The 16,633-nt window shown below is 44.0% G+C and carries 12 protein-coding genes; 6 read left to right on the plus strand and 6 right to left on the minus strand.

Translation table 11 applies throughout. From position 1 onward, the window contains the following. Positions 1–103: 103 nt before the first annotated feature. The 3 genes from A7985_RS20205 to A7985_RS20215 all read right to left on the minus strand — a co-directional run bounded on the left by A7985_RS20205 (position 104) and on the right by A7985_RS20215 (position 3,659). Positions 104–1,984, minus strand: a complete 1,881-nt coding sequence (locus A7985_RS20205) for a methyl-accepting chemotaxis protein (protein WP_065792280.1) — start codon at positions 1,982–1,984, stop codon at positions 104–106. Between the two features lie 107 nt (positions 1,985–2,091). Further along, the gene (locus A7985_RS20210) at positions 2,092–3,138 is read right to left on the minus strand and encodes an MJ1255/VC2487 family glycosyltransferase (RefSeq protein WP_065792281.1); all 1,047 of its coding nucleotides are present in this window, start codon (positions 3,136–3,138) and stop codon (positions 2,092–2,094) included. After that, the gene (locus A7985_RS20215) at positions 3,135–3,659 is read right to left on the minus strand and encodes a phosphatase PAP2 family protein (protein WP_065792282.1); all 525 of its coding nucleotides are present in this window, start codon (positions 3,657–3,659) and stop codon (positions 3,135–3,137) included. The genes A7985_RS20210 and A7985_RS20215 overlap by 4 nt, the downstream gene beginning before the upstream one ends. A 157-nt stretch (positions 3,660–3,816) precedes the next feature. Between A7985_RS20215 and rraA the strand changes: the two genes are divergently transcribed. Then, positions 3,817–4,326 carry a ribonuclease E activity regulator RraA gene (rraA, locus tag A7985_RS20220; RefSeq protein WP_065792283.1) on the plus strand — a complete coding sequence of 170 codons (510 nt, stop codon included), beginning with the start codon at positions 3,817–3,819 and terminating at the stop codon, positions 4,324–4,326. 88 nt (positions 4,327–4,414) lie between these two features. Beyond that, positions 4,415–5,470, plus strand: a complete 1,056-nt coding sequence (locus A7985_RS20225; RefSeq protein ID WP_065792284.1) for a formimidoylglutamase — start codon at positions 4,415–4,417, stop codon at positions 5,468–5,470. Here the strand turns inward: A7985_RS20225 and A7985_RS20230 are convergent. Both A7985_RS20230 and hutI read right to left on the minus strand, forming a co-directional pair. After that, positions 5,467–7,302, minus strand: coding sequence for an EAL domain-containing protein (locus A7985_RS20230; RefSeq protein ID WP_370671180.1), 1,836 nt, complete (start codon positions 7,300–7,302; stop codon positions 5,467–5,469). The two genes, A7985_RS20225 and A7985_RS20230, sit on opposite strands and share 4 nt — an antisense overlap. A gap of 34 nt (positions 7,303–7,336) precedes the next feature. Continuing rightward, a complete protein-coding gene (hutI, locus tag A7985_RS20235; protein ID WP_218061304.1) occupies positions 7,337–8,515 on the minus strand; it encodes an imidazolonepropionase in 1,179 nt (392 codons plus the stop codon). 154 nt (positions 8,516–8,669) lie between these two features. On the opposite strand from hutI, the gene hutC reads away from it, so the two are divergent. Further along, the gene (gene hutC, locus A7985_RS20240) at positions 8,670–9,380 is read left to right on the plus strand and encodes a histidine utilization repressor (RefSeq protein ID WP_176716778.1); all 711 of its coding nucleotides are present in this window, start codon (positions 8,670–8,672) and stop codon (positions 9,378–9,380) included. Positions 9,381–9,411: 31 nt separating this feature from the next. On the opposite strand, the gene A7985_RS20245 is transcribed toward hutC, so the two are convergent. Further along, positions 9,412–10,173: an NADP-binding protein gene (locus tag A7985_RS20245; protein ID WP_065792287.1), complete on the minus strand. Its 762-nt coding sequence runs from the start codon at positions 10,171–10,173 to the stop codon at positions 9,412–9,414. Positions 10,174–10,433: 260 nt separating this feature from the next. Between A7985_RS20245 and A7985_RS20250 the strand changes: the two genes are divergently transcribed. The 3 genes from A7985_RS20250 (at position 10,434) to hemN (ending at position 16,244) form a co-directional block, all read left to right on the plus strand. Next, positions 10,434–12,464 carry a methyl-accepting chemotaxis protein gene (locus A7985_RS20250; protein WP_065792288.1) on the plus strand — a complete coding sequence of 677 codons (2,031 nt, stop codon included), beginning with the start codon at positions 10,434–10,436 and terminating at the stop codon, positions 12,462–12,464. A 348-nt stretch (positions 12,465–12,812) separates the two neighbouring features. Further along, positions 12,813–14,744, plus strand: coding sequence for a methyl-accepting chemotaxis protein (locus A7985_RS20255; RefSeq protein WP_065792289.1), 1,932 nt, complete (start codon positions 12,813–12,815; stop codon positions 14,742–14,744). A 129-nt stretch (positions 14,745–14,873) separates the two neighbouring features. Beyond that, the gene (gene hemN / locus A7985_RS20260; protein ID WP_065792331.1) at positions 14,874–16,244 is read left to right on the plus strand and encodes an oxygen-independent coproporphyrinogen III oxidase; all 1,371 of its coding nucleotides are present in this window, start codon (positions 14,874–14,876) and stop codon (positions 16,242–16,244) included. The last annotated feature ends 389 nt before the right edge of the window (positions 16,245–16,633 follow it).

Below are 16,633 nucleotides of genomic sequence, written 5' to 3' on the forward strand. Positions count from 1 at the left end.
TAATATCTGGAGATTGCTTTATCTATCTAAAATGACATTAAAGACTGCTATAGTGGGAAAAGTTAAGTGCCCAAAGTTTTTACTTCAGGCACTTAATTCAAAGTTACACTTTGTACTTATCAATCGCCATGTGTAATGCTCGAGCCTGCTCTGACAGCTCTTCACTGCTTTGCGCATTTGACGCTGCATGCTCAGAAGCATCTTGTGCAATGTCTCTGATTTTTACAACATTCTTGTTCACTTCCGATGCCACTTGATTTTGCTCGTCGATGGCCGTCGCAATGTGTGTACTCATATCCATGATATTTTGCACATCCTCAGTGATCAGACCAAGTAACTCGCCAGCTCTTTCGGCTTGCTCGACACTTTCATTACTTTGCCCACGGCACTCTTCCATAATGCTGACAACGTCTCGGGTACGTTGCTGTAACGTCGAAATAATACTTTCAATTTCTTGCGTTGAGTCCTGAGTACGCTGTGCCAATGAACGCACCTCGTCTGCAACCACGGCAAAACCTCGCCCTTGCTCACCCGCTCGCGCAGCTTCAATCGCCGCATTCAGCGCCAGTAAGTTAGTTTGTTCAGCAATACCGCGTATTACATCCAGCACAGAGCCGATTGTTTCGCCATCACGCTCTAACTGACCAACGACTTCAGATGCGCCGCTTAACGAGTGAGACAACGCCATAATGTGGTCGATGGTTGACGTTACTTCGCTGCGACCTTGCTGTGCATTGTTATTCGTAGATTCAGCTTTTTGTGCAGCAGCCTCTGTATTGTGCGAAATGTCTTGGATAGTCGCTTGCATTTCTGTTGCAGCTGTCGCCACCATATCGGCTTCATGGAGTTGCTCGTTCATACCAGAGCTTGTATGCGCCGTTGTTTTCGATAAGTGATCTGTCGCATCATTAATGGTCACAAGCGCACGATTTACATCTGCGATTAATTCTTTAAAGTCAGCAATTAAACTATTGAAGTCTCGGGTCATATCGGTAATTTCATCATTACCCGTCTGCTCGATGAAAATACCTAAGTTATTTTCTCTGCGGATCCGTTCAATGGTTTGATAAACACGCTCAACTGGACGAATAATCGAACGGCTGGTCGACCAAACTAAGAACATCACAATCACTGCCGCAACAAGAAAAATGACAATGGCAACAGATTTGGCAAACTCCGCATTGTTGTGAATTTCCTTTTTCGTCTGCAGTACAATGGCAGCAACCACGGCGTCACTCTTTTGCACCGTGCGCTTCATCTCGCCCAACGCACCACTATTGAGATCAACCCCTAGCGCCACTTGTGCATCGATTAAACCTTTAAATTTGTTTTGATACACATTCAGCAGTCGGATCAGATCTTGTTGATAGCTACTATCGTGGTCTGAATCGCGAATTTGCCCTTCAAACGTCTCGATATGCTTATTAAATTTACCTAGATATTTGGTATCCAAGCGCAGCATAAAGTCTTTCTCTGCCCTTCTAAGCTGTAGCATAGTCGTCAGTAGTTTATAGTCTTCTCGTTGTTTGAGCAGCGTCTCAACACCATGTACAGCTTTTCGCAATTCGCCATACAACGCGTCTTTTGGATGTAAGCCAATTGTTCTTTGCAGTGACACAACGTTGTTAAATGACGAATGGTACTGCTTTACCAACTGGTCAAACTCTTGAAGCTGAGACCTGTCTATATCGAACTCAATAAAAATCTCGTTTAACAGCGCTTTCTTTTCTTGCAGCTGACGATATTCATTTTCAAATTTGTCTAGCGCATCAACATCTTTGTAGAACAAAAAGTTCTTCTCGTACTTTCGCATCGCTAGTTCGTGAACATCCAGTTCTTCCGCATATTGAATGGTTTCATTCAAACGGCGCATTGTATTGGCTTCGGTGATGATCACCGCCAACATCACAAGCAATGCTACACCGACAACCACAGCGTTTAATTGCAAACGCCTTTTAATGGTGAGATTTTCAAGTAGAGCCATACAGTTACCTAATTATTACAGAACCTGCAATACAGTATAGCCAAAGTCACCTTGCGTCGGAATTCAATCTACAACTTTATGCAATTTTTTTTCAAAATGCTCACCTGTTATGCAACTTTGTTCCTATTTTGTAGGACTGGATACCATAAACTATCGTGAAGTGCACTGTAATCTTGCCACTGACCCTTCGCCAACCAATCTGCTAGCGGCGTCGCATCCGATGGAAAATCGATCACTTGTCCCTCAGGGTACTCCAACCATTCCGCTAGCGCCTCTGAATTAAGGTAATTCATCACATTTGCCAGCCCCAATGATTCCAGAGTCATGGCATTGCTTAACTGCTCAAACTGCCCTTGCAATGGTTTGAGTAGTAACTTTTTACCATACTTCAATGCTTCACTCGATAGTTCAAAACCGGCATTGGCAACCACACCCGATGCACTTGCAAGATCTTCTAAAAACCCTTGGCGTGATGGCGCGCGCAAATGAATATGGTTGATTGATTGATTACTTGCATCGGGGTGATAACAATAAAACTCCCTATCAGGAAAATCACCAAGCAATTCAACAATGCCATTCAAATCTTCAAAGGGTAAATAAACCAGGACTTTATTTGGAATGGAGGCTTTATGTGTACCATGATGGGCGATAAATGGTGGCACAATATTTTTCGCGAAAGGTTGCCAATGCACACCCAAGTAGACATCCGCTGGCGCAAACCAACGTATCAATGCCCGCTGCATAGATCCTGCACCGAACAAGGGTACTTCAGGGGATAAAAATGCCGCTTGATGACTCATCGCAACCACTGGCACCTTAGCTAGCCTCGCAGCCCACGCGGATATTGGCTCGAAGTCATTGAATACCATATCATAACGTTTGATATCTAACGTTTTCACATCACGCGCAAAGGTGCCGAATTTAAGCTGCTTAGCCGTCTCACGATAATTCAATCGGCCACTTTTCGTAATAAAGCTCATGCCAGTTCGCGTTTGGTATTCACCGAATATATCCATGTCAAAATACTGATCAGCCTGTCGACCAGAAAATAGGTAATCCACTTCAATATTCATGCCTTTAAAGCACTCAGCCATAACACGCGCACGTGTTATATGACCATTTCCTGTTCCCTGGATACCATATAAAATTTTCATAACTCTCCTAAAATCCCAATTGCCAATACGGCACAGCCACTTCCCATCAACGCACCTATAATCACATCGGCAGGGTAATGAACACCCACCAATACTCGTGATAGCGAAACTCCTGTTGCCCAAACGATTAAAGGGATCGTCAGGATTGGATAGACTTCCATTAAACAAGTTGCATATAACCAAGCACCCGCGCTGTGTCCTGATGGCAAACTAAACTTATCACTCGGTGTCAGCATCGCTTTCACTGCCAAACAATCACACGGCCTTACGCGGGCAAAGTGTTTTTTCAATAAGAAGTACAAGGGCCGCTCAATTGCAAATGCCACGAGTACAGTTTGAAAGAAAATGACACCTACCTTACCCATAAAGTAGCCATTGAGTAGCGCGAGAATGACATACAGACCGCCGTTGCCGCTTTTTGACAACATCAACATAAACCACTTGAACCATGGTCCTCGCTTCGGCTTATAAAGTGCAAAGTAAAGCGCCGTATCCAGCTTAATTATTTGTGCTTTCATCATAGTTGCTTACATTTGTTCACAAATTCAGCATAGAAGAGCTTAATAACAATCACACGACATTTTTGTTACACAATTATGTAAGTTGATTCAAAGCATTGCGCCGCATAGGAATGGGAGTATACTGGCAACAGTTTAGCCATTCTCTGAGGATACTATGATGGATTACAGCACTTCTGATCTGTGCGATCACTTCGCCGATGCCATTGACGTACTTGAGCCAATGTTCATCAACTTTGGCGGTCAAAGCGCCTTTAGTGGACGCATAAAAACCGTTAAATGTTTTGAAAACAATGAGATGATTGCTGAGGTACTACAACAAGATGGTACGGGAAGAGTCCTCTTGATTGACGGCGGAGGTTCAACCAGACGTGCGCTGATCGATATAGACCTCGCAGAGTTAGCTTCAGACAATAACTGGCAAGGTATCGTTGTGTATGGTGCTGTACGCCATGTGGAAGAGCTTGAAGAATGTGAATTGGGCATTCAAGCAATCGCTTCAATCCCCGTCGCAGCGGATAGCGAGGGTGCGGGTGAACAAGGTGTGCCTGTGAACTTCGGCGGCGTATCTTTTTTTGATGACGACTTTCTCTATGCCGACTCTACAGGCATCATCATTTCTGCTGAAGAACTCCTGCTAGAGATAGATGAAGACTCTGCAGAGGACTAACGCGCCACATAACCTGAGCTGATGCACTAACAGTGCTCAGCTCTGCTATCTTCAAAGTACTACCTGCATTAAACAACACCTGAGTACCATGACTGTAAATAACTGGATCAAAATTTATAACGAATCGAATATCAACGAGTACACTGCGACACGTGAAAATGAAACGCGATTTTGGCAATCACTTTCTTTTTTACAAGTACAAAACGAATTTTCTCAAGCATTAAAAGATGCCGCGCAATTTGGGATTAAATATGTACTCGTTGCAATCAATGAAGACATCGGCCCACGAGGTAACTGTGGTAATGGCGGTGCAACCGATGGCTGGTTTGCATTTTTAAAGCGTTTTCTAAATTTACCCTGTAACCAATTTTTGAAGCCTGACAACGTATTACTTCTCGGTGAAATTATCACGGTGGATCTACAGGCTAAAAGTGAACACATAGACAATCGTACTGCGGACGGACTCGAGCAACTTCGCGCTCTGTGTGAAGAGCTGGATCAACGTGTCAGTGGTGTTTTACAGGCAATATTTGATGCAGACCTTGAGCCAATCGTCATTGGCGGCGGGCACAATAACAGCTATGGGTTGTTAAAAGCACTCTCACACAGCAAAAAAGTACCTTGCCAAGCAATAAACTTCGACCCTCATGCAGACTTTAGAGCGTTAGAGGGACGTCATTCGGGTAACGGCTTTAGCTATGCACACCACGAAGGTTACTTAGACAATTACCATGTCGTGGGCATGCATGAGCAGAAAAATAATGACACGATTGTCAGCGCCCTGACAAAAGCCGGGTTCACCTATACAAGCTATCAAGATATTTTAGTATCACGCCAAGTTAGCTTAACGGATGCCATCAAGCCTGCATTAAAGCGCTTTGATCAATCTCGACCACTGGGTGTTGAAGTTGACGTTGATGCCATTTCTGGTATGCCGGTCAGTGCTTTTACTAACTGCGGGTTCAGTGTGAATGATGCCGAGCACTTTGTATATCAAAGCGCACTTCAGCCCAATGCAAAATACCTACATTTGTGTGAAGCGGCCCCAGCTAATCACCCACAAGGTAAGCAACAAGGTGACATAGAAGCCGGCCAAGTCCTGTCTGGTTTGGTATGCAGCTACCTTAGAGCAAAACAAAGCTAGTCAATATCGGTTGCACTCGATGGGTTTTCTATTGGGTGCTCCCAACGCCACTGTTTTAGCCAACTAATCATACCAACACTGCTCAATGGCCTCGTAAATAAATAGCCTTGCGCTGCAAAAGCATTCAGATTTCGCGCAAATTGCAGCTGCTCTTGAGATTCAACGCCCTCGCAGATCACCTTACATTCTTGTACATTTTGCATTTCGACGATACCGCGCACCACCGCCTTAAAATTACCTTGGCTTTGGTTTGGCGTAGTGAGAGAACGGCCAAGCTTAACATAGTCCACTTCCAATTTTGGCAGTTTAGCGAGTAGTAGAGGAGATTCCCCAAACCCATCTACACATAACCTCACACCCATTGTGCGAAGCCTTGCCACCATGGCAATACCTTGCTGGTCAAGCGTGGTAAACATTTGGGAAGGGCATTCAATGATAATATCTTGTGGCAACAATTGATGCTCAACCAATACCCTGTCGACAAACTCAATGAATTCTTCATGTAGCATCTCTGGACCAAACAGGTTAATACCTAACGGCATTTGGATCCCTTCAACCCTAAGCGCCAATGCAATTTCTGCGGCACGTTCAATCACGTACTGAGCCAGCGGTAAAGCTAAACCTGCGATCCGAATATCATCGATAAACTTACTCGCAGCAAGTATTCCCTGTTTAGGGTGCTGCCAACGCAGCAGTAACTCAACATACTCAATATCACCGTCACCGTTTCTCACAATAGGCTGAAAATACAGTTCGAGTTCGTTTTTAAAATCGATGTGTGCTAATTCGGCCAATCGCGCTTGCTGCTCTAGACGATCCACCTGCATTTTTTGCTCGTATGGCGAAATGACTTTTTCAGGCGAGCTATCCAAGGCTAAAAAAGCACAGGTTAATAAATCATCGAACTGTCCAAGTTCCTCATCGCAATTGACAAAGCTAGCGCGCGCACTTACTTCAATAATGCAATTACCCACATTAAAAGGCTTGAGCGTACTTTCTATGATCTCTGCACAAAGGTGCTCATGAAGATGCTTTTGATGGGCTAAGCTGCATACAAAGACAAAATGCAATCCTCCCAAGTGCGCAAGTCGAGCCACTTCATTTCCCAAAGCAATTGGCATAACGTCATGGCTTTGCAAATACTGTTTCATCCGATTTGCTGACTGCGCAAGCAGTAGATCACCAAATTCACGACCAAGATGAAAGTTTACTTGCTGAAATCCTTCAAGTCGGATCATCACGAGCATGGCCGTGCCGGGTTCTCTAGCGCGGTATTCGTTGAACGCTTCTCTGACACCAGCGCGATCGGGTAAACCCAATATGTCGCTGTTGGGCATTTGTTGAGGTTCGACAGGCACGGGAACACCCGCATTGGGAGAAGGTAAAAACAGTTCACTTACAAAGATAGGCAAAATAGCAATAACGACATAGATTTCAGGCCAATACCACCAGAAATGAGACAGTATCAACAAAGTTGCACTGACTGAGCAAAAGGCAGCAGCGACAATATGCCAGCCCTGCCCCAATCTATCGCTTTGCCAAATATGCAGAAGTAGTAGTGCAACCAAACTGTACAGCGCCAAATCACCCATAGCGGCAAGGACAGCCAAACATCCCGCCCCCAATAAAGCATGTATGATTCGGTTAACAGCAAAGTGAGAGCGAGCCATCGCAACTAGGCTCAGGCTCATGACAGTACCCGCTAAGAATGCGTTGATGAGTCCAGGTTGCCAAGCTTCCGACAATGACAACTCCGACAATGCTGAACTAGCCCAAACCGGAAATATCATACACGCCATAAACAACGCACAGACCCATTTTGCAGACATCATTCTTGCCATTACTCAATCACTTTTTACTTCATTATTATTGAATAAGTCTACCCGATATCCACAGATTTAACAGATCGTTTACGCCAAATTGGTAACTTAATTCCGCCGGATGCTGGATCTGCCACATTGCAATGTCAGCTTTGCTACCAACTTTCAGCACACCCCGGTCTTGCAGTCCAAGTGCTTGAGCAGCATGCCTTGTTACACCAAGCAGTGCTTCTTCTGGTGTCATTTTAAACAGAGTACATGCCATATTGAGCATTAACCGAAGCGAACACAGAGGTGCTGTGCCTGGGTTAAAATCACTGGCAATAGCAATCGGCACCCCATGATTACGCAACAATTCAATTGGTGGGTGTTGTGTTTCTCTTAAGAAATAAAATGCGCCCGGTAGAATAACAGCAACAGTACCTGATTTTGCCATTGCCATCACACCACGCTCATCTAGGTATTCAATATGATCGGCAGAGAGGCCATTAAATTCAGCCACAAGTTCGCTGCCATGCTGGTTAGACAATTGTTCTGCGTGACACTTCACTTTTAGCCCAAGCTCAGTTGCTCGCTCAAACACACGCTTAGTTTGTGCATGACTAAAACCCACATTCTCACAGAACACATCCACCGCGTCTGCTAAATTACGCTCGGCAACCAAAGGCAGCATTTCGTCACAGACTAGGTCAATGTAACCTTCACTATCCCCTTTAAATTCTGGTGGTAATGCGTGTGCACCGAGGAAAGTACTTTGAATCTGAATTGGATGATGTTCATCCAAAATTTGGTTTACTTCTAGTAACTTCAACTCAGTTTCTGTATCTAACCCATACCCAGATTTACTTTCGACGGTCGTCACGCCTTCACGCAGTAACGCATTTAAGCGCTCTTTTGCAGCAACAAAAAGCGTTTCTTTAGATGCTTGGCGCGTGGCTTTTACCGTTGTTGCAATACCGCCACCTTGCTCAGCGATCTCTTGATAAGACACACCATTTAAACGCTTTTCAAACTCTTCAGCACGAGAGCCCGCAAATAAAATGTGTGTATGACAATCGATTAAGCCTGGTGTTAACCACGCACCTTTTGCTGAAGTCACAGGTGTAGATAGCGCATCAAACTCTGGTAAATCACTTTCTTTACCAAGCCAAACGATGGTGTCGCCTTCAATCATGACCGCACCATTTTCAATCACACCGTATGCACCTTCGATTTGCGCGTCCATTGTCGCAATATTTGCATTAGTTATCACTAAATCTACATTGATCACTGTCTATACTCAGTTGGGTAAAATTAATACGAGTTTAGCAAGAATACTTGTATATACAAGATAACTGTGCCACCTTTATGAGTAACCTTTAACTTGGCGGCGGCGGATAGTGAGCGAACAACCCAAATTTGCACAGATAAAACAATATATTATCGAGAACATTCGCGCTGGCGCTTGGCAAGAACATCAACGCGTGCCCTCTGAAAATGAGCTATCGGATCAGTTTCAGGTTAGCAGAATGACCGCCAGACGTGCATTAAGTGAGCTCACCGAAAGCGGCGTACTCACCCGTAGTCAAGGGCTGGGAACATTTGTCGCGAGTTTCAAATCTCAGTCTTCGCTGCTTGAGATCCGTAACATCGCTGATGAGGTTAGGGAGCGAGGTGGCGATTACACCTGTGTGGTACTGTCGCTGGAGTCGATCGCGGCCATTGCCCCCATCGCCATCGCTTTAGGCGTTGAAATGGACAGTTTGATTTATCGCAGTATTATCGTGCATAACGAGAATGAAGCGCCGCTGCAGGTAGAAGAGCGCTTTGTTAACCCGGCACTTGCACCTGAATATTTACAGCAGGACTTTAGCACCACAACGCCCCATGAATATCTCACTCAAGTCGCTCCTTTGACGGAGGCAAGGCATACTGTTGAAGCCATTATGCCAAACGAAGAGATCTGTCAGTGGCTGGGTATGTTCAATGAAGAACCGTGCCTTCAAGTGATCCGTAGAACTTGGTCATCACACGGAATAGTGAGCTTCGCCCGGCTAATTTCACCGGGCAGTAAATATCGATTGGGTGGCCATTTAACCTTTAAAAAGTAGCCTCATAGCGCAGGTAAAATGAGCCGAAGCGCTATATATCATGATTGTATTTAAAACCTAGCTGACAAATCGCAGAACCCTCAATGATTCGCTCTGATTGCGTGTCACTATTGAACGTCGGTGGTGTACTCTCATAGTTCTCACAATGCTTTTGGTAGTAGTCCTGCTTCGTTGGATGATCAGGATGACATAAGTTATAAATGCCTTGTGCATGCGGCCAGTTTTCTATGAGACAAATTAGGCCATTCACTGCATCTTGTTGATGTAACATATTCACTTTGGCTTGCGATGAACTGGATAGCTGTTTGCCAGATATAAATCTCCCAGGTTCTCTTTCAGGCCCAACCAATCCCGCTAAACGCACGATTTTACCGCCAGTTCCCTTTACCAATTCTTCAGCGCCCTGTAGCACTTGCTGTCGCTTCGAGTCTTGTTCAGCTAATGTGCCCTGTTCGGTATATACACCATCTGCGGTGTCATAAACTGCGGTTGAAGAGCACAAGATAAACCCTTTACATGCCATACTTTGAGCCGTTGCCAATGCATGCTTCAATGTCTCTAAGTAGTTACTGTTGGCTTGGCGCATACGTGGTGGGATGGCACAAACCCAATATGCATCAGTCAAAGTTAGCGTGTGGTGAAGCCCAGAATCAGTCAAATCAAAGGCACAGATTTGGGCTTGACTGTCAGCGGTTCTGCGGGTCGCCTCAACCTGCCAGCCGGCTAACTTGGCCTCTTGTGAGAGTGCATTACCCAGCCACCCAGCACCTAAAACGACTAACTTTTTACTCATAATATTTTCTTATATTTACCCAAAGTAGGTCACAATGTTAGTACAGAAGCAATTAAATTTCTATCAACACTTTCTCAGCTTTAGGTTATAAAAGTGATGCAGTAATTTGATGATTCTGTACTATTTTTTTATTTCACAAGTGAAGATATGATGATTGTGCATGATCTCACATTGGCTGAACCTTAACCATTTGTGGTAGCCAATTAAGGTGAGATATGGTTTTATTATGCTAGTTGCTGTCCCAATAAAAAGAATATGTCATGTTTGAAAACTTATCTCTTCGTAAAAAAATTCTCATATTAATCGGCGGTACAATCTCTGTGCTTCTGATTCTGGCCTCCACGTACTTTGTTAATCATATTGCAACAATCTCTCGTCAAGGTATTGAACGTGAAGCGCAGAGCTATTTGTATTCAGAAAAACTCTCAATGGAGTCATTTTTCGCCCAATACGGTAAGGTAGTAGAAACCTTTGTCACCAACCCGCACAACATTAACTGGTTCGATAATTACAGTGTACGTGAAAGAGACTTAACCAATGACAAAGGCTATGATGAGGTAAACGAGGACTTCATTCGTATTAGTAAAAGTGACGAAAATATTCTTTCGGCCTTTATGGCATCGGCACGTACCGGTGAATATTTTAAAGAAAATGAGCGCACGTCAAATTTCGCCGATGGCCGTCCTTACCACGCTTACAAACGCCCTTGGTGGCAAGATGCCCTTAGTCATGGCAAGCTTTATGTTGGTGCGCTTTCAGTGGATATCAATACCGGTGACGTGTCTGCCGTGGTACAGCAGCCTATTTATAACAAACAAGGTGAACTGGTTGCAGTCGGCGGAGTTGATTTACAAATCAACCGGATCAGCGCCATGGTTGAAGAAATTCAGTTTGATGGAGAAGGCTATGGATTCCTGCTCGATCACGACTTAAAAGTAGTACACCTTTCAAAACGCACGGGCCATTCTTTGTCAACGACTGACTCTGGACCAAAAGGTAAAGAAGGGTTAGCAGGCTTAGAGCAACAGTTTCAGGACACATCAGGTTTTAGTGAGTTAACGCGCTCCATCAGTAACCAAGACTCCGGTACTGCTGTTGTCACGCTAAAAGGTCAGGATTACTACGTTGTGTTTAATAGCGTCAAATTAGATACCCCCGTGCTTGATTGGCATGTGGGTATTTTAATCCCTGTGAGCTTAATTGATGAACCAGTGGACAATGCCGTCACCAGCACAGTAACTGCCGTGATCATTATCCTGAGCATCATCGTTGCCATGATACTTGTTGCCGCACAGATGATCACTCGCCCTATCATTACACTAACCGACGCCATGCGTGACATTGCAACAGGTGAAGGCGACCTTACTCGTCGAATCAACATAGACAGCAAAGATGAGGTGGGCCAGCTTGCCATGCACATGAACACCTTCATTGATAAATTGCGCGCCATGATGATCGATACAGCAGCACAGGCTGAACAACTGAGCGGGGCCTCTGCTCAGTTGCGAGATGTTTCGAACAATACCAATACAGAAATCCAACAAGAGAAAGAGCAAGTTGATAGCGTATCTGCCGCAGTCACAGAGATGGCAGCGACTGTCACCGAGATATCTCGAAATGCACACGAAACTAACCGTGCATCAGATTTAGTACAGAGTATGACGAACGATGGTGCGGATCGCTCCAGCCAAGCACAAGAAGTGATGACAGAGCTAGCAAGCCACATAGGTGAAGCGGCAAAAGTGGTTGAGGGCCTAGAGCAAGAAACCAGTAACATCGGTGCGGTTATAGACGTTATCAATGGTATTGCAGAGCAAACTAACCTCCTTGCGCTTAACGCCGCTATTGAAGCCGCTAGAGCGGGTGAACAAGGTCGAGGCTTCGCGGTTGTGGCCGATGAAGTGAGAAGCCTAGCAAGTCGTACCCAAGAGTCGACGGATGATATTCGCAATATGATCTCCAAGCTGCAACAAATTGCACAACAGGCATCGACCATGATGCAGCAAGGCCAAGAGCGCGCACAAAGCTCTGTTGAACAAACACAAGAGGTACTGGATGCACTTCGCAATATCACAGAGTCCGTCAATACGGTGCAAGATCAAAGCCATCAGATTGCGACCTCAACGGAAGAGCAAACCGTTGTTGCAGAAGACATCAATAATAGCTTAAATGCTATTAACGACTTGGTGAATAGCACCGCCAACCATGCCCACCTTTTAGCTGATGAGGCTCGAGATCTCAATGACTTGGCTAAAGCGTTGAACGCAACGGTTAATCAATTTAAATTGTAATACAGTGGGCGTGCGGCATAGCGCTGCACGCTCAGGCCTCCCCTCTCACAAACCACTCATCAAATTATCTTCACCTGAGATAAAAACAAAGCGTACAATAATCCACCATGACGATGTGTTAATTGGTCATCGCCAAGTAAAAACACCTTAACTATCAGGTGCTAAACGAAAAGTTAAAACTATTGATTAGAGTCAAATAATTTCATCTTCATTTCGCCAATTGGGTATTTTTTTTCACCTGATAAATAATATGATCCTATTGCAATATTTACACTAAACTATTCATAGGAAAGCCTACTTTCCTCCTGGTCTTTCATCAACAGCTTAACTCAAACATAAGGCTTTTAAATGGTTAAAAATTGGCGGCTGAACCAACAGCTTAATAGCGCTTTCGGCGTGATGATTTTTATGATGCTAATCCTCTCTATTGTTGCATATTGGGGTTTAAGTTCTGGGTACACAAATTTCGTCGAATATCGTACAAAAGCAAGAGACAACACCTTAGCTGGTCGTATTCAGGCGAACTTACTTGAAGTGAGGTTACAAGCTGGTAAATATCTAAAACATCAAAGCCCAACGGCTATTAATCAGTTTAATCAACGTTTGGCGCTACTTGAACAGTTGATGGCACAAGCACAAAAGCAATTTCAAGACCCTGCACAATTACAAGTGATTGAGCGTAGCCAACAACAAGTGGAACGATACAAAAAAAGCTTTCATAATATCGTGTCGCTATACGAGCGTCGTCACCAGCTAGTCAATGACGTCTTGAATGTCCGAGGCCCACAATTAGATAATATACTCAGTAATATGATCCGCGATTCGCAGTCATTAGCTGACATACGAAATATAAGTACGCTGCGGGGTCTATTACAGCAAGGCCGTCTATCGACAAATAAATTTCTAGTGACCAATGCACAAAAAGACTTTCAGGTTGCCAAGCAAAGTTTTGACACCTTAAGCACGCAATTTCAAAAATCTTTAGGGCAGCGCTCAACACAAGCTACTGCTGAATTTGAGCAAGCACTCAAGGCCTATCAAGATGGCCAGGAAGCGGTTTATCAAGTGATAACAGAGCGCAATCAGCAGATCTCACAAGTGTTAGATACCATAGGTCCAAAGGTCGCCACCCAATTAGAAAACATTAAACTGGACATCAAAGCAGTGCAAGATCAGCTAGGTCCAGTCGTGCAATCTGCTAGCGCTAACTCTAAATTTACCGTTGTCGCCTTTGCCAGCTTGATTATCTTGCTCGGCATTTTTTTTAGTTGGTATATCAGCAAAATTATTAAACTCCCAATTGGCGGGGAACCACGGGAAATAGAAGCGATAGCCAGAAAGATTGCCGCTGGCGATTTGACTGTGCAGTTCAATCATCACGCTAACAGCACAGGCATTTATCAAGCCATGGCCAGCATGGTTCAAAATTTGCGAGAATTCATTGAGCAAATCCACCAATCAACTGACACGCTTGCTGGTACATCTCAAACAATGAGTGCGATTACGACACAAGCTAAACATGGTGCAGAACAGCAAATGGCGCAGCTTGAATACACAGACAGAGCCATGGATGAAATGACAGAAACCGTTTCAGAAATTACGCGTAGCACCCAGTCAGCCGCTGATACTGCCACCTCAACAGAACAGACTTCACAACAAGGGTTACAGGCCGTTGCTGAAACACGCAGCGCAATTTCAACGCTCAAAGAAGACATCAATAATGTCAGCCTTACCATCTCAAGCTTGGCAGAGGAGACCCAATCCGTGGGGTCAATTTTAGACGTCATTAGAGGCATAGCCGATCAGACTAACTTACTTGCTCTCAATGCCGCCATAGAAGCTGCTCGAGCTGGTGAGCAAGGACGTGGCTTTGCCGTTGTTGCAGATGAAGTACGTAGCCTAGCAAGTCGCACGCAACAAAGTACCGAAGAAATTCAAGCCATGATTTCGCGCTTACAACAGGAAGCCAAACGCTCTGTTGAATTGATGAGCAATAACGTTAATAACGCGGAGATCACAGCTCAGCGTGTACATGAAACAGGTCAAACACTGGAACATGTCTCTGATTCAGTCGTCTCTATTCGAGATATGAGTATTCAAATAGCCAGCGCGACTGAGCAACAAAATGCCGTTACTCAACAGATTTCTGAGGGGGTCAGAGAAGTGACCAATACAGCCAAAGAAACAGCCCAAGGCGCTGAAAGGTCTTCAAGAGATGCCGCGCAACTAGCCAAACTGGCTGAGGAATTAGCCACAACAGCCAAGCGTTATCAACTTTAGAATAGTTTCTGCAAATGTAAGGTAACTTGCCTTACATTTGCCTACTAATCGCCCACTTGAGTCAGATCAAACTTTACATTGGCCCACACAATTATAATTCAAGGTGTGTCATTGAATTTGAGTGCGATCGTGATTAAATTACCTCTTTGGGAAAACTCCCTTATCAAGAAATATAATATTTCTGGCCCCAGATATACATCTTATCCAACCGCCTTATCATTAGCATCAGGGTATGATCAGCAAGCGTTAACAGAAGCTGTCGACAGTTCTAAAAGTCGATCTTTGTCTCTGTATATCCATATCCCGTTTTGCCATCAGCTTTGTTATTACTGCGGTTGCAACAAGATAATCACCCGCCATCAATCTAAAGCGGATGTGTATTTAGATCACTTGTGTGCAGAGATTGAAGCCCAAGCCGCACTGTTTAAAGCATATCGCGTGGAGCAGCTCCATCTTGGAGGCGGCACACCGACATTTCTCACAGCAGAGCAAATGACGCGCTTAATCGATACCATTGAACAGCATTTTACATTTTCTGAAAATGCGCAACGCGGCATAGAGATTGATCCAAGGTCACTGGCAGACAACATGTTGGTTACGTTAAGAGACTTACGCTTCAACAGAGTATCCTTTGGTGTTCAAGATTTTAATGATCAGGTTCAAGCGGCAGTAAATCGCCCACAACAAATAGACGAAGTACTCGATATATTACTGCAGGCTCGCACATTGGGGTTCAAGTCAATCAACATGGATATGATTTATGGCCTGCCACATCAGTCGCCCGAGAGCTATCAAGAGACCATCACGCAACTGATAGAGCTATCACCTGATAGAGTCTCTCTGTTCAATTACGCCCATTTACCAGACCGATTTGCTGCTCAGCGCAAACTGAAAGAACAAGATATGCCTTCTGCTGAACAAAAGCTGCAGATTTTCAAAAATGCACTAGAGCAAATGACAGAGGCAGGCTACCAGTATATTGGTATGGATCATTTTGCTAAGCACGATGATGAACTTGCCATTGCACAGCGTGAGAACCATTTACACCGTAACTTTCAGGGTTATACCACACATGGAAATTGTGATTTATTGGGACTCGGTGTTTCTTCTATCTCACAAATAGGTAATGCGATACTGCAAAATGAAAAAGACTTAAAAACCTATTACGCTGCCATCACCGATCAGCGAAGTGCTATCTGTAAAGGTGTCACACTCACGCAGGACGATGAGATAAGAGCGCAAGTTATCAAACAATTGATTTGCCATTTTGAGTTAGACAAATCAGGCATTAGTCACGCATTTAATATTGACTTTGATGCCTACTTCGCAGATTCATTACAGTCATTACAACCGCTCATTGATGATGGGCTCGTGGTCAATGAGAATGACACCATCACGGTGACGGCTCGTGGAACCTTATTCATCCGTATTATATGTATGAGCTTTGATGCATACTTACAACAACAGATCAAAAATACACGCTTCTCACGCGTTATTTAGATTGGCACTGCAAATGGTCAACTCCATTTGCAGTAACCCATTTACACACTAGACATATACTTAATCGTATATTGCGCACTTTGATTCTGGGTACGTATATATAGATACCACGTCCTTAAAATAAATTTCATTTACAAAATCGTTATGAACGCCACAAATTCATTTTAATAAAGCTAATAAAATTCTATAAATCGTCCAATTTAAAGCATTACGCCACTGATAATAAAAGATATGTTCTAACCATTAGTATCTCTTAATGAGAAATTTATAATGATATAAAACATCATTATTCATAAGTTTCAAACAACGAAAAGTCACAAAAAATAAACAGTATTGACACATTAACCAAACTTAAAATAAAGTGCTTTTTGTTCAATTTCTGAACACAG

The organism is Pseudoalteromonas luteoviolacea, from assembly GCF_001696455.1.
Lineage (GTDB): Bacteria > Pseudomonadota > Gammaproteobacteria > Enterobacterales > Alteromonadaceae > Pseudoalteromonas > Pseudoalteromonas luteoviolacea_C.